This is a genomic window from Nocardia sp. NPDC057227 (assembly GCF_042669725.1).
In the GTDB taxonomy this organism is placed as follows: Bacteria; Actinomycetota; Actinomycetes; order Mycobacteriales; family Mycobacteriaceae; genus Nocardia; species Nocardia asteroides_A.
Genome location: NZ_JBHUXA010000029.1, coordinates 1 through 14,365 on the forward strand (window position 1 = coordinate 1; position 14,365 = coordinate 14,365).

The window sequence follows — 14,365 nt, forward strand, 5'->3', positions numbered from 1 at the left end:
GTCACCGCCCCGGTAGCGACGAGGAGAGTTTCGAGGTTCATGGGTCAGGCACCTCCCACCGCGAGCGGCAGCATCGGCTGCACCACCGGACGCGGACGAACAGGGACAACGGGACGAACAGGAGCCGCCAACGGCGCAAGCGCCGGGGCGGGCTCGGGGACCGGGCCGGGCTCGGGAGCCGGGGCCGGGGTGTCGGCGGTCTTGGCTTTCCCGACGTAGTTGCGGGCGGTCGATGGCGAGATCCCCAGTGCCGCAGCGATGTCCGGGAACTTCACGCCATCGGCGTGCATCTCGATCGCCTTGGCGACCTTGGCCGGATCACGCCGAGCAGCAGGCTTGCGACGGCGAACGGGCGCCGGAGCTGGGCGGGGTGAATCGGCCGGCATCGGCTCGACCACCACGCCCGGCGACGGCTCGGCCTCGGCCGCGACCTCCGGGATGGTCTCGCGGTTGGAGGCCCGGAACAGCATCCCCAGCCCGTGGGTATCGACCAGCAGCGAGACCGGCGCCACCGCGGCGACGAGGGCAGCGGCCCACCAGGGCAGGTGCTGTCCGGCCATCGCCGCGTGCACAGAGTTGCCGATGACCGAGACCAGGGCGCCGCAGACCAGCACTCCGAGGAACCAGCGTCGCTCCGGCCCGCTGGCGAGCACCAGCATGGAGATGGTCGCCTGGATGATGGTGCCGTCGACGATCACCGGCCACAGCCACGCCAGCTCGCGGGGGGTGCGGGCCATGATCGCCAGCTCCTTGAGCGCGGCGAAGGAGAGTGCGAAGGCGGCGACGCCGATGGTCACGATCACCAGGACCGCGACCCAGCGGGCCACCTTCATCGCCGTGGAACGCTCGGACACGACTACGCCGCCTTCCCGGCGTTCACCGCGTCAGCGGTGGTGGTGTCGGTCTCGGCGGTGTCGTGCTCGGTCAGTGCCTTGCCCAGCTCATCGAGCAGGGTCCGGGCGTCGGTGATCGACAGCGACAGGTAGGCGCGGTGCGCGAGACCGGCCAGGTCGACCCGCACCGATGCCGGGACCACCGCGGAACCGAAATCGCTCTCGAACTGGTGCACCCTGGCCGGGTTGTACCGGACCTCCAGACCGTTGTAGCCGTCGACGTCCGCGTGCATGAAGGTCATCACGCCACCGCCTTCGCACCCGCGCCGTTGCTGGTCGAGCGCGGGGCGTTGGTGTCGCCCTCGATACCGGTCGCCCGGATGTTCCAGCCGATCCGCTTGAACTCCCCGTTGCCCTCGATCTTCGGCTTGATCTGCAACCCCGCCAGCTTCACCGGCCGCATCCCCGGCACGACCTCCGGCGCCGCGGGAACCGGCATCACATCGGCCACGAACGTCACGTCGAACGACGCCGTCTTCGCGTTCGCCGCCGCCGGATCGGTCACCGTGCCCCGCCACAGCCGCTTACCGCTGCCGTTGCCCTCGTTGTCCACGTCGGTCCGCTGCCGCTTCGGCGCGCTGCGATCGGAGTTGAACTCGGTCATCGGCTCGATGTCGCCCAGCAGGAACAGTCCCTTGGGGAACGCCTGCTCGAACGTCGGGGTGAACCACACATCCTTTAAAGCCATCTCGTCATCTCCTCATTTGTGTTGATACCCTCTCAATTTCTATTCCAGCAGGTAGCTGGTGGAAATTGATGGGGTGTAAACACAAGCGTACGGCGATGTACGAGTGTCGTCAAGAGGTTCTAAACTCAACAGTGTGGCGAGCGCAGATGAGTTCGAGCAGGTCCGATCCGACTCGGACCCGATCCGGCGTGGTCGGCGGGCAACTGAGCTGATCACTCACTACCAGCAGCGCGCCATCGAGCTGGCCCGGCTCCGCAAGGAGGCGATCGAGGACGCCCACCGCACCGGCCTGAGCTATACCGAGATCGCTGAGCGAATCGGCATCACCAAGAGCCGGATCAGCCAGATCAAGACCAGCGCCCCGCCTGCTGAGCGTGCCTACTTCGGCGTCGGCCCGGTCGCCGTCGGCATCCCACGCCGGTTCGGATTGGAAGACGGCCGAGAGCGCCCCTACTTCGACGCCAACGACCAGGCCACCCGGGAACAGGTCGAGGCCACCTTGGAGCGGCTGTCTCTCGCGACTACCCGGTTCGGGATCGACCCTGATACTGAGTCCGTTCCGCCCGGAGACGCCGTGGTGATCTGCGGTCCGAAGTCCGCTCCCGTGGCCCGGCACCTTCTCGACGGAGACGCCACCCTCAGCTTCGAGAACATCGACGGCACCTGGTACCTGATCGACAAGCACACCGGCGAGCGGTTCAGCTCCCCATTCCGCCACGACAGCAACGTCCGAACCGATATCGGCTACCTCGCCCGCCGGGTCGAGGATGGCCGGGTGATCGTCCACATCGCCGGGGTGACGAGCATAGGCTCGCTCGGCGTCGCGCACTGGCTGAATGGCAACCTCGCCGCCGTCTACCGGCCCGGCGGGCAGTTCAGCGCCGCGGTGATCGAATGCGACTTCGACGCCGAGTACGCGATCACCAACAGCCGGATTCTCGCCGGACCGTTCACCGGCTGAGGGTGACCAATGGACATCGCGGTATCGGTGCTGCCCGCTCACAGCAACGAGGATCGAGCGCTGGTCTTCGATGACGGCGTGGCGGTGCTCGACGGAGCCACATCACACGGTCCCGACGTTCCCCCCGCTTCTGACTACGTCGACGTGCTCGGCGCCGAACTTATCGCCCGGCTGAAGCAGCACAGCGACCCGGCATCGGCACTTGCCGAAGCAATCTCGTCCACCGCACACGCACTGCGCCTACGCCCCGGAGCATCCCCATCGAGCACCGTTGCCGTGGTGCAGCTCGCCGGTGACACGGTGCGCGTGCTGGTCATCGGCGACACCACCGTGGTCATCGGGCACACCGACGGCACCCACGAGGTCCAGACCGATGACCGGCTGAACAAGTTGGCGATCCCGCAGGCCGACGAGTACCGCCGCAGACTGGCCAGCGGAACCGGCTACGACGACCCGCACCGCGGGCTACTCGGCGACCTCCAGCGAGCCCAGCGTGCTTGCCGAAATCGGGAGGACGGCTACTGGATCGCCGAAGCCGACCCGAACGCAGCCCATCACGCCCGCATCATCGACTACCCGCGAGACGCGCTCGCCTGGGTCATCGTCGCCACCGACGGCGCCCGCGACACCATCGGCGTGCTCGGCATCCCGTGGCCTGAGGTCGCCGCACGCTCACAAGCCGACCTCGACGCGCTCCTCGCTCAGTGCCACACCTGGGAGGCCGACAGCGATCCGCACGGGCGCCAGCTTCCGCGAGCCAAGCGGCACGACGACAAGACATTGGCGGTCGTGCACCTGTAGGGAGTCGTTGCCGAAATTCGCTATATAGAGTCAAGGCGCACCGGCGGCGCTACGCGCCGCCGCCGCGCTACGACGCGCGCGCGGCTCCCTGAACCGCGGTCGCCGCGGCGCGTCGGTCGCGTCGGCGGCACCCAGCGCCCGCAAGGTACGGCCACGACACTCCTACCGCACTCTGCATCAACAGAGGCAGTGCTGGGCACGAAGTGAGCCGTACCCCGCTTGCCTCCCGCAGTCAAACACTGCTAGGCCAGATTCGATGCCGGTCCACTGGCTGGGGGCCCGTCCGAAGATTGGTTCGATAGATCAGCTCGGTCAGAAGCGTCCCGGACTATCGTGTACCCCGAGATTGAAGTCCGTAGCCGACGAGTTGCACGTGGGGGCAAGATGGCCGAGCGAGAAGTACGTGTACCACTGCTGTTCTCTGACCACTTCGGGGTAAGTACAGAAGACCTCCAGGACTACGGCGCCTTTGATATTTGCCTACTCGCCGATCTACCCCTATTCATCGACCCGTTCCTGCTGTTTGAAAGCAGTAAGACGGAGTATCAGAAGCTGCATACGGACATCATCGAGTATTTGAAGTTTTTGCGTAGCAAGGCAGGTTCGGCGTCCACTCCTGGCTTGCTCAAGGCGTGGTACACATTCGGAGAAGTTGAGCAGAATTGGCTGGGATTCTCCCTTTCCGGAAACAGCGGTCACGGGCTCGGAAAGAAGTTCGCAACATCCTTGCATAAATCGCTTGGTGACATTCTGCACGACTTTGGATCAGAAAACATCACTAAGGGCAGTCATCTTGAGAAACTGACGCTGATCGAGTCCGGTGTAGGGCGAGACACTATTAGCGACTTCACTACAAATCTCATCAAAGAGTATCTTCTGAATTTTACGCAGAAGTTTGCTCGTGACCACATCGACGAGACATTGTGTGAGGAAGTCAGCGTCGATCGAGTCAGCTTCAACTACAAGACCGAGCGTTGGGCGCCCGGCACATTCTTCCTCCCTAAGTACCTCGAGGACTTCGTACTCCTCACTCCGACCGACATGCTCACCCGGGATGAGACCTGGATCAGCCACACCGACATGGTCAAAAGCTTCAGCCGCCTGCCAGTGGCTGTGCCAGACAACGTGCTGAGAGACACTATTCGCAACTACTTCTATAAACAGCTTGAACCGAACCCAACTCAAGCTGAAAAACGAAAGGCCGCCGAAGAGACCATCAAAGAATTTCCCGAATTGGTGGACTATTACATCAAACTTCGGGAACAAGACGGACAAAAGGCTACCGCTGCAAGTCAGTCTAAAGTAGACGAAGCTCTCGACTTTTTCGTGCGCAGACTCCGGGGTATTGCCAATGGGCTGTCGGAAAAAACGGACTTTTTTGAGGCCCCGTTCGAGACTTATGAAGAGGCGCTCGCGCGTACATTGACGTTCAAGCGCTACGTCGAGAATGAGGATGGCTACCTCCTTCTGAATAAAGCGGACCGGAGGCCATATAAGGAGCGGGACGTGCAAATTCTCTTCACGGCTCTCTGGAAGGGGACGAGCTTCGACGTCAACCGTGAAGTCAATAATGGTCGCGGACCAGTCGACTTCAAGGTGAGTTATGGCGCTAAAGACAGTTCCCTGCTCGAATTGAAGCTCGCGAGTAACACGCATCTTCGTCGAAACCTAGAGAATCAGGTCGAAATCTATAAAGCGGCGAATAACACTGACAAAGCTATTAAAATAATCGTTTGCTATACCAAGGGCGAGCAGGAGAAGGTCAAAAAAATTCTTGAGGATTTGCAGATAGCCGAGGAGGAATCGGTCGTAGTTATCGATGCCCGAAATGACAATAAGCAGTCCGCCTCCACTGTCTAGCCGAGCCCACCTCTGCCCGACCTTCCGGTCGCGTGGACGTGCTGTGTGGTGGGTAAGCTTCAGCGGTTCGACTGGGTCAGCTCCGGTCAGTGGCGGGGGTTGGAGTCCCTGCCTCCTCATGGCCCGATTGTCTGACTTCACTCGGCCGAGTCAAGGGAAAGAGCGCCCTTGACACGACCTCCCTCAGCCAGGGATGGCCAGTATGAGGAAGCAGGGGAAGGGAAGTCACCTGAGGCACGCCAGAGCGACCGACGGAGCCTCTGTGGCGGCCTGCCCCTTCCTTGGCAGGGGCGGCCTCGGCGAGGCAAGTCCAACCGTGTTCGTCGTCATCTACGATGTTCGTTCCAGTGCAGGGCGAACCAATCTCGTTGTGCAGTACTGATCTTCACCGCGAGCGGCTGGCCGTGCAGTGTGCCGTAGGTCGGGTATCGGCGGTAGTCCGCCGCGATGTTAATCGCATCGTTGGCATCGACGGCGATGAGCCCGCGGTCGAACAGCGTGTGCAGGTCGCGGCGCAGCAACACTCCACCATGCTCGTGATGCTTACCGACCTTGGCGTAGCTGTAGAGATGGCAGGCGTCCAGGGCGGCGGCCGGCAGATCACCGGTGAAGGCGCACTTCGGCCCGAATTCAGTAAGCAGCATCTCGCGGAACTGTCGCTGACCGATCCGCACGCGCGTGGGCCTGGTCGCGTGTCCGTCTCGCAGCTGCGCGGTGGTGGAATCTAGAGGTCGCAGGATTCCGCCACCAAGGCGGGCATCGATCTCCTTGCGGGTCTCAGGCCACCGCAGCACTCGGAAACTGTTCTGAGACTTCGGCTTGACGCACAGACTGCGCAGCTCAGCCGCCGTGAACTCGCCGAGCAAGTCGCTCCAGCTCTGCTCATAGCTGGAGCGGTAGGTCGTTATCCCATTGAGTTCCTCGTAGACCGGATCGTCGGACGTCTGCTTGCAGTTCTGACACCGGTAGATCGGGCGTATGGTCTTCCGCTGCTCCAGATTCGTGCTGTTGCAGTAGGAGCAGCGAGCGCGCCGTTTGTCGGCGGTCCCGACGGTGATGTGGTCGATGACCGATACCCCGAGGGACTCGGTCTGGTTCCAGAGCAGGACGATGTCACCGACAGCGACGTCAGCGTGATTGGGGACGGTACTGTCCCAGCTGTAATGGCTCGCCGGGTCGTCGTCGTACTTCGACGCGCCGCCCAGCCGGCGATAAGCGGTCTTTGTCAGCACCAGCCACGCCCGATTGGACCGCCTATCCAAAGATGACAGGATGCTGTCAGCCAAGTTACGTCCCCTCAACCAGATTCCCGGTCGACAGTCTCCCGGGAGAAGAATCGAGTATGCGCGACGGTACCGACATGCCCTCGAATCATCCTCATGTCACCGCGTTGTCACATCTCACCCCGACAACCCCGGACGCGACGGAACTCTTACGGAGGCGTTATCGCACCTCGCGTAGGTGTACGGACAGCCGCGATGCCAGCCAGCGCACCAGGTACTCGACTCGTAATGGAAAGGTGCGCCGGGTGCGAGGCGAGGGGTAAAAGTCGGCCGCCTTTGTCCACGGCTCGGCCCGCCTCGTATGTGGGCCCGGCTGGGGTCGCCACCCGTGCTGTATTCAATCGAGCGCGGACCGTCCGGTGGTGGCAGTAGGCGTCCTCGCGGTGCGACCGGGTCACCCCCGGTCGGTGGCGGGGGTGGTGCAGGTGCGTCCGCAGACCGTGCCGGGGATGACGCCCGTGGTCCTTTCCGGGCCGACGGAACCTGCCCAGGGGTGTACCAGACCACACCCACCCCGGTAAAGGCCGAGCGCTGTCGACGCCGACGAGGGCACGCGGCGATGACGGGCGATCAGGTTGCGGTGACCTCAATGGGCAGGGCCGCGCGCCCCCGCCGACGCCGAGCCTGTACCGGGGCGGGCGCGGCCTGGTCCAGGCGGAGCCCAGATCCCACCGACCCGGAAAGGACCACTCCCATGGCCGTCACCCCCGCCCCGATCTGCTCCATCCGCACCTGCACCACCCCCGCCACCGACCTCTACAGCTTCCGCTGGCAGAACCGCACCGTCGAGAAGTCCTACTGCCACCACCACTACCTCCGGAACCTCGCCAACGACCGCGCCATCGCGACCTGGGACGACCGCGACTGAGTGCCAGGGGGCTTCGGCCCCCTCCTCGGCTGCTCCCTGGTGGAGGACTACTGCGCGTCCTCCGGCCGCGTAGTGGGCTGGAGTCCCTGCCTCCTCATGGCCCGATTGTCTGACTTCACTCGGCCGAGTCAAGGGAAGAACGCCCTTGACACGACCTCCCTCAGCCAGGGATGGCCAGTATGAGGAAGCAGGGGGAGGGAAGTCACCGGGCAAGACGAAGCAGAGGTGTCCCCCGCCTCTCGCTTTGGACGATCGCCAGGGCTGGCGAAACGCCCAAGCAAGGTATTCGACCTACTTCGGTGTCTTCTGACCTCGTTGGAAGAACTCCAAGACTGCAATGAGGACGGTAACGCCAGCAGTCCAGTCAACCAGGAGACCTACGGCACTTCCCAAGCTGAGGGCAAGTGACAGCACGACCAGCGGATGTGGCTGTGGATCGTTGGGTTCGGGGGGATGCGGGGTGTTCGTGTCAGTTTTCGGCGTTAAGCTCATCAGGCCTGACGTCCTCTCTTCGCGGGGCGGATCCGGGTTACACGGCCCCTGCCTCTCTCACAGGCAGGGGCCGCTCTGCTTCCCGAGCCCTGGTGCTGAAGGCTCAGCAACTGCTCGGGTGAAGAGAAGCCTAGCGACAAACACAGACGCATTCCGAAGGGACAGGGGCGGCCTTCACCTGGGTATATCTCGTAGCAAGGCAGATTTCCTGTGGATAACTTCCGTCCCTGCTGCTCAACAGCCAGCGCGGATCTGAAGAATCGAACGCTTGTGGATAACCCGTAGGGGCTTTGGATAAGTCGCCCGCGCTGAGCGACGAGCTACCTTATGACCCTCAACACAAAACGACCAGTCTGCTGTGTCGTACCTTCTCCGTACAATCGCCAACCCGCTTACACCCAGAGGGCTTACCGCAGTCCGGTCGGTATGGTTCCCGCATAGTTGCCGAGCGAGGCACCTCGATCGCTGGCGCTGGCATCCTGGGGAGATGAGCGAGAGGCGATCGGGATCGATGGACGTACTTGTGCCGCGGCGAGTGGCGGACCACGAGTTGGATTCGTTCATTCGTAGCCACGTTCAGCAGGAGCTCGCCAAGACAGGGGAGTGGCCTAGCCGGGTTGAGTACCGGACTGGTCTGGCAGTCGAAGGTTCGCCTGGAGTCATGCGGTGGCGAGTCACCTACACAACGGGTCCTGTGGGAGAGCAAATTTGGTAATGCTGAGGTAGCAGGGGAAGGAAGTCACCCGGTGTCACTGCGTTGTCACAACCCAGCGCGACGACCCCGGACACGACGAAACTCCCACGGAGGCGTTTTCGCACCTTGCGTAGGAGCACGGACAGCCCCGGTACCAGCCGGAACGTCAGATATTCGACTTGAAAGCGAGCGTCGCGAGAGCGACCGGGGGTTCAAATCCCTCCGTCTCCGCCAGGATCGGCCCGAATTCACGGATCTGCGTACAACCCTGAATAGCCGTCGAGGGTTTTCAGGGTTAGGGCGCTAAGCTTGAATCGTGGATCTCGATGCGATGCGTGGGAGCCCGATCGGGCAGCTTGTGCCGACCTCCGGATTCGATCGGCGTTTCGCCGAGCGCTTCACCTGCTCGGCGTACCTACCTGATCCGCTGCCACGGTCGCTGCAGTTGTCGACGCAGACCTGGTCGTTGGTGGTCGACGCGACCGCCGCGATGGCACGGGCGGACGAAGCCGCCGCGAAGTTGCCCAACCTGTCTCTGCTGGTGCGCCCGACGACCCGGCGCGAAGCCGTGAGCACCTCCGCCATCGAGGGCACGTATGCGGCGCTCACCGATGTGCTGGAGGCGGATTTTCTGGAGCTGAACCAGCTCTCGGAGAGCGTCGGCGAGGTGCAGAACTACGTGCGCGCCGCCGAGCTGGCCTACCAGTGGGTCGCGGACGGTCGGCCGATCACCGTGCGCCTGCTCGAGGATCTGCAGGCCGTGCTCGTCCGCGGCACCCACAGTGACGGACGGGACGCGGGCAGCGTTCGCACGACCCAGGTTTTCATCGGGGTCGGACGGGGGCGCGTCGAGAACGCGCGCTTCGTTCCGCCGCCACCGGGGGACCTGCTCCGCGATGGTCTCGCCGCGTGGGAACGGTGGGTGCGGGAGCCGTCGGAGCTGCCCGCGATCGTCCGGATCGCCCTCGCGCACTATCAATTCGAGGCGCTGCACCCGTTCACGGACGGCAACGGCCGCCTCGGCAGGCTGGTCGCGCTCCTGCAACTGGTGGTGAGCGGTGAACTGCGCTCGCCGGTACTCAATCTCTCGGCCTGGCTCGAAACGAATCGCGCCGAATATCAGAATGGCCTGCTCGACGTCTCGCTGACCGGTCGCTGGGACCCGTGGGTCGCATTCCTGTCCGCCGCGATTCACGCCGAGGCGCTGGAGACCTCGGCGCGGGCCGAACGCCTGTCCAGGCTCCGCGAGCAGTTCCAGGACAGGGTCCGGCATCTGCGGCGCGGTAGTGCCGCCGTCGCGATCGCGCAGGACCTGATCGGATACCCGATGCTGACCGCCAGGCTCGCCGCTGAGCTGCACGGGGTCTCGTACCAGACCGCGAACGAGGGCATCAAGAAGCTGGTGGAGCTGGGGGTGCTGCGCCAACGCGCGGAGGGGCGCTACGACCGGATCTTCGTCTGTGATCCCGTTCTGCGTGCCCTCGAGGCGTGACTACGCTCTCGCGACGAAATTCGGGCGCAACTCCGGCTCGGGCTCGTCGAAGTAGCGGTGGAATGTGGGAACGAGCCCGGACGAGAGCGGCGGGTTGATCCAGGACCAGTCGGTGGGGCAGCGGCGACCGGCGGACGCCTCCTTCTCGACGTGCTCACAGAACTGCTTCGCGACCGTGTGGTGATCCACCATGGCAACCCGCTCGGCCCGGAAGCTGTGCAGCACGGCGCGATTGAGCTCGATCAGCGCCCGATCGCGCCACATCGTGCGCGGGTGCGAGGTATCCAGCCCGAGGTGCGCGGCGATAGCCGGGAGCATGTCGTAGCGCTCGGGATCGGCGAGGTTGCGGGCGCCGATCTCGTAGCCGACGTACCACCCGTTGAAGGGGGCGAAGGGGTAGGTGACGCCGCCGATCTCCAGGTCCATGTTGGAGACGGCGGGCAGCGCGTGCCACTTCAGGTCGAGCTCGGCGAACCAGGGGAGCTCCGGGTGCTCGATGCGCACCTCGCGGACCAGTTCGGCGGGGATGTCGAAGCGGGCGAGCGGCTCGTCGGGGGTGCTGATGATCAGGGGGAGGACGTCGAATCGGGTGCCTGCCCCGTGCCAGCCCAATCGCAGTGCCAGGTCGGTGATCTCGACGCTGCCCGGGTCGCCGATGATGGTCCCGTCCGGCCGGCGATACCCGGCGTACCGGATGAGCTGGGAGTTCAGAATCCGAAACTCCGCACCGTCGGGGCGACGCGGCGGGCCGACGGTGATGGTGGATTGGATGGCCCCGTTGTTGGTGGCCTCGCGCAGGTGCCGAAAGCAGGCATCGGCCAGCTCGCGGGCGGTGCGCGCCTGCCTGGCGTCGATGAGTTTCAAAGAGCGCCAATGCTTCCGGCCGACGCAGCGCGCGTGGTTGCGCCAGGCGAGCCGGGCGCCGATCAGCACCTCTTCCGGCGTCTGCGTGTAACTCCCGTTGAAGCGCAGTTCGAGCGCGGCGCCGACACCGCGTTCCGAGGTGAGGTGCGCCAGTTCGGGCAGGCGGAAGAAGTCGAGGCAGTCGCGCAGCCGGCGCGGCAGGTCGGAGCAGACCGGCGGTTCGGGCGGCGACAGGGGTAACGCTGAACTCACAGTTGTCTCCGGCGGTCGGAACTGACTGAGATCGAGCACAAGCGCCACCACCATAAGCGGGGCCGGGCGGGATCGCGGGATGGTACCGGTCCGTCCGAACCCCTAACGATGCCGACACGCTATGAGTGACCGGTCGGTCTGGAGGGTTCTGGCAGGATGGCCGATATGCGTGGTTCTGTCCTGCGGCGAGGTTGCGCCGGCGCCGTCGTCACCCTGGCGCTCTCGACCGGCGCGGCGGTGGCGCAGGCCGCGCCCGACTCCGGCTCCGCCGCGACGCCTGCGCCCGCTCCCGCCGAGCAGGCGGGCACCGCACCGCCGACCACCCCGGCCATCCGCCGGATCGAGCCGGTGGACGACCGCAGGGTCCGCGTCTTCGTCGACTCGCCGGCCATGGAGCGCGAGGTCGAGGTGATCGTGCTGCTCCCGCGCGACCGCTCGCAGCCCCGCCCCACCGTCTACATGCTGGACGGCCGCAGCGCCGAGCCGGACACCAGCAACTGGCTGGAGAAGGGCCGCGCCGCGGAGTTCTACGAGGACAAGCCGGTGAACGTGGTCTTCACCGTCGGCGGCCCGGCCAGCTTCTACACCGACTGGCAGCAGCCGGACCCGGTCCTCGGGCTGAACCGCTGGGAAACCTTCCTCACCGAGGAGTTGCCACCCGCGATCGACGCCGGGTTCGCCGGGAACGGCCGGAACGCGGTCGCCGGCGTCTCCATGGGCGCCGAGGCGGCCATGATGCTGGCGATCCGGCACCCCGAGCTGTACCGGTCGGTGGCCGGGTACAGCGGGTGCTTCAGCATGGGCACCGATCTCGGGCAGGCCGAGGCGCGCGCGGTGATCGCGACCTACGGCGGCGACCCGGACAACATGTTCGGCCCGTCCGACCACCCGGACTGGCTGCAGCACGATGTGGTGCTGCACGCGGCGGCGCTGCGCGGCAAGGCGATCTACCTCTCCGCGGGCAGCGGGATGCCCGGCGTCTACGACGGCCCGGACAACCCCGACTACCCCGGCAATCTCGGCCTCGGCGGCGCGCTGGAGGCGGGCACGAGCAACTGCACCCGCAGGCTCACCGCGCGCTTCCAGGAACTCGGCATCGGCGTGACGGCGCACCTGCGCGCCACCGGCACGCACTCCTGGCCGTACTGGGCCGACGAACTCGGGGTCTCCTGGCCGACCGTCGCGGCCGGGCTCGAGCTCTAGCCGGCGAAGCGTTCGCGCACCGCCGGGTCGGTGGCGAAGCGCAGGAACTGGTCGTTCTCGTGCGGATCGCCGGTGGTCACCCGGACCCCGTCCACGCCGTACGGTCGCACCAGCACCCCGGCCGCGGCCGCCGCCTCGGCGAACGCCGAGTTCTGCTCGCCCAGCGCCAGCCAGACGAAGTTCGCCTCGCTCGGCGGCACCGGGTACCCGGCGGCGACCAGGGCGGCGCGCACCCGGTCGCGCTCGGCGATCAGCGCCCCGGTGCGGTCGAGCAGCTCGGGGCGGGCCTCCAGCGAGGCGATGGCGGCCGCCTGCGCCACCCGGTTCACGCTGAACGGGATGTGCACCTTCATCAGCGCGGTGATCACCGCCGGGTCGCCGACGGCGTAGCCGACGCGCAGCCCGGCCAGCCCGTACGCCTTGGAGAAGGTGCGCAGCACGACGACGTTCGGCCGGTCGCGGGCGATCTCGACGCCGTTCGGGTGGTCCTGCGGGGTCAGCCGGAGGTACTCGAAGTAGGCCTCGTCCAGCACGACGAGCACGTGCGCGGGGATCGCGTCCAGGAAGCGCTCGAGCGCGGCCCTGCCGTGCGCGGTGCCGGTCGGGTTGTTCGGGTTGCAGACGAAGATCAGCCGGGTCCGCTCGGTGACGGCCGCCGCCATGGCGTCCAGGTCGTGCGTGAGCTCGGGGGTGAGCGGCACGGTCACCGCGGTGGCATTGCCGACCTGGGTGACGATCGGGTACGCCTCGAACGAGCGCCAGGCGAAGATCACCTCGTCGGCGGGGGCGGAGCAGGTGATCTGCACCAGCTCCTGGCAGAGCGCGACGCTGCCGCAGCCCGCCGCCACTCGCTGCACCGGAACCCCGAGGAACGCGGCGAGCGCGGTGCGCAGCTCGACGGCGTGGTTGTCCGGGTAGCGGTTCGCCAGCTCGGCCGCCTCGGCGATCGCCTTCGCCGCCGCGGGCAGCGGACCGAACGTGGTCTCGTTGCTGGCCAGCTTGGTCGCCCCCGGGTGGTCCCGGCCGGGGACGTAGGCGGGGATGGTGGCGAGGTCGGGGCGGATGTGCGCGGTCACCCTCCCAGCCTAGGCGGCCGGGCCGGGCGGTCGATATCCCGCACACGACCGACGGCCGAATCGCCGAGCAACCGGAAAAATCGGGCGCGTCCGCCGCTCCGACGTGGAAATTCTCGCAGATACCGGCAGGTACGCCTACCCTTGATTCATGCCGGGCACCTATGACGACATCGCCCCGCTACGCCGTGGCGACGGGGCGGATGGCGACCACACGACCGAGAGCGGCAGCGCCGTCGACCGCGTCCCCATCACCGTGCTCGAACCCGAGGGCAATGCCAGGGGCGGCATCGTGCTGCTGCACGAATCCCGCGAACGCGGCCCCGGCCTGCGCGACCTCACGACCGCGCTCGCCGCCGAGGGCTGGACCGTCGTCGCCCCCGACCTCTTCCACCGGGTCACCGGCGAACCGGAGCACGAGGTCTTCGGCGACGAACTGTTCGCCGACTTCGACGCCTGTTTCGACTGGCTCACCGCGCACGGCGTCTTCCCGGACTGCGTCGGCGTGCTCGGCTTCGACACCGCGGGCACCGCCGCCTTCCTGGTCGCCACCAACCGCCCCATCGGCGCCGCCGTGAGCGTCGCCGCCCGCGGCCTCACCGAGCCGCTCACCGCCGAAGCCGAGGCCCTCGTCCGGGCCGCCCCCCGCCTCCAGGCCCCCTGGCTCGGCCTCTTCGGCGCCGACGACCCCGCCGACGACGTCGAGAAGCTCCGCGACGCAGGCGCCGCCGCATCCGTCGCCACCCTCGTGGTCACCTACCCCGACGCCCAGCACCGCGCCGACCGCCCCGCCGAAGACGAGGACGACGACCCCGTCCGCGTCGACGCACAGACCAGAATCTTCGACTGGTTCGACAGTAATCTGCGCTGACCAGCCGTTTTGGTATGCCGAGGTCGGCTGCTGTAATCTTTCTGCTCGGTGGTCCGAAAGGGCCGGTGCC

Annotated in this window: 13 protein-coding genes; 7 read left to right on the top strand and 6 right to left on the bottom strand. The window is 66.1% G+C overall.

The window, feature by feature from the left end:
- Positions 1 to 44: 44 nt before the first annotated feature.
- From ACFUJ1_RS29175 to ACFUJ1_RS29185, 3 genes are read right to left on the bottom strand one after another with little or no spacing between them, the layout of a single operon-like run.
- On the bottom strand, positions 45 to 854 hold the full coding sequence (locus tag ACFUJ1_RS29175; RefSeq protein ID WP_378650534.1) for a DUF2637 domain-containing protein: 810 nt from the start codon (positions 852 to 854) through the stop codon (positions 45 to 47).
- Between the two features lie 2 nt (positions 855 to 856).
- A complete protein-coding gene (locus ACFUJ1_RS29180) occupies positions 857 to 1,135 on the bottom strand; it encodes a hypothetical protein (protein ID WP_378650535.1) in 279 nt (92 codons plus the stop codon).
- On the bottom strand, positions 1,135 to 1,581 hold the full coding sequence (locus tag ACFUJ1_RS29185; protein ID WP_378650536.1) for a hypothetical protein: 447 nt from the start codon (positions 1,579 to 1,581) through the stop codon (positions 1,135 to 1,137). Before ACFUJ1_RS29185 ends, ACFUJ1_RS29180 begins: the two co-directional genes overlap by 1 nt.
- Positions 1,582 to 1,684: 103 nt before the next feature.
- Here ACFUJ1_RS29185 and ACFUJ1_RS29190 point away from each other — a divergent pair, with 103 nt between their 5' ends.
- The 3 genes from ACFUJ1_RS29190 to ACFUJ1_RS29200 all read left to right on the top strand — a co-directional run bounded on the left by ACFUJ1_RS29190 (position 1,685) and on the right by ACFUJ1_RS29200 (position 5,203).
- Positions 1,685 to 2,542: a sigma-70 family RNA polymerase sigma factor gene (locus ACFUJ1_RS29190; RefSeq protein ID WP_378650537.1), complete on the top strand. Its 858-nt coding sequence runs from the start codon at positions 1,685 to 1,687 to the stop codon at positions 2,540 to 2,542.
- Between the two features lie 9 nt (positions 2,543 to 2,551).
- Entirely contained in the window at positions 2,552 to 3,343 is a 792-nt protein-coding gene (locus tag ACFUJ1_RS29195) for a PP2C family serine/threonine-protein phosphatase (RefSeq protein WP_378650538.1), read from the top strand.
- A 384-nt stretch (positions 3,344 to 3,727) separates the two neighbouring features.
- Positions 3,728 to 5,203, top strand: coding sequence for a hypothetical protein (locus ACFUJ1_RS29200; RefSeq protein ID WP_378650539.1), 1,476 nt, complete (start codon positions 3,728 to 3,730; stop codon positions 5,201 to 5,203).
- A 326-nt stretch (positions 5,204 to 5,529) separates the two neighbouring features.
- On the opposite strand, the gene ACFUJ1_RS29205 is transcribed toward ACFUJ1_RS29200, so the two are convergent.
- Positions 5,530 to 6,489: an HNH endonuclease gene (locus ACFUJ1_RS29205; RefSeq protein ID WP_378650540.1), complete on the bottom strand. Its 960-nt coding sequence runs from the start codon at positions 6,487 to 6,489 to the stop codon at positions 5,530 to 5,532.
- A gap of 691 nt (positions 6,490 to 7,180) precedes the next feature.
- On the opposite strand from ACFUJ1_RS29205, the gene ACFUJ1_RS29210 reads away from it, so the two are divergent.
- Positions 7,181 to 7,354 carry a hypothetical protein gene (locus ACFUJ1_RS29210; protein WP_378650541.1) on the top strand — a complete coding sequence of 58 codons (174 nt, stop codon included), beginning with the start codon at positions 7,181 to 7,183 and terminating at the stop codon, positions 7,352 to 7,354.
- Between the two features lie 1,502 nt (positions 7,355 to 8,856).
- Positions 8,857 to 10,032: a Fic family protein gene (locus ACFUJ1_RS29215; protein ID WP_378650542.1), complete on the top strand. Its 1,176-nt coding sequence runs from the start codon at positions 8,857 to 8,859 to the stop codon at positions 10,030 to 10,032.
- On the opposite strand, the gene ACFUJ1_RS29220 is transcribed toward ACFUJ1_RS29215, so the two are convergent.
- Complete coding sequence (locus ACFUJ1_RS29220) at positions 10,033 to 11,148, bottom strand: nitric oxide synthase oxygenase (RefSeq protein ID WP_378650543.1); 1,116 nt, start codon at positions 11,146 to 11,148, stop codon at positions 10,033 to 10,035.
- Between the two features lie 165 nt (positions 11,149 to 11,313).
- Here ACFUJ1_RS29220 and ACFUJ1_RS29225 point away from each other — a divergent pair, with 165 nt between their 5' ends.
- Entirely contained in the window at positions 11,314 to 12,351 is a 1,038-nt protein-coding gene (locus tag ACFUJ1_RS29225) for an alpha/beta hydrolase (protein WP_378650544.1), read from the top strand.
- Here ACFUJ1_RS29225 and hisC read toward each other — a convergent pair.
- Entirely contained in the window at positions 12,348 to 13,427 is a 1,080-nt protein-coding gene (gene hisC / locus ACFUJ1_RS29230) for a histidinol-phosphate transaminase (RefSeq protein ID WP_378650545.1), read from the bottom strand. The two genes, ACFUJ1_RS29225 and hisC, sit on opposite strands and share 4 nt — an antisense overlap.
- 148 nt (positions 13,428 to 13,575) lie before the next feature.
- Here hisC and ACFUJ1_RS29235 point away from each other — a divergent pair, with 148 nt between their 5' ends.
- Positions 13,576 to 14,295, top strand: coding sequence for a dienelactone hydrolase family protein (locus ACFUJ1_RS29235; protein ID WP_378650546.1), 720 nt, complete (start codon positions 13,576 to 13,578; stop codon positions 14,293 to 14,295).
- The last annotated feature ends 70 nt before the right edge of the window (positions 14,296 to 14,365 follow it).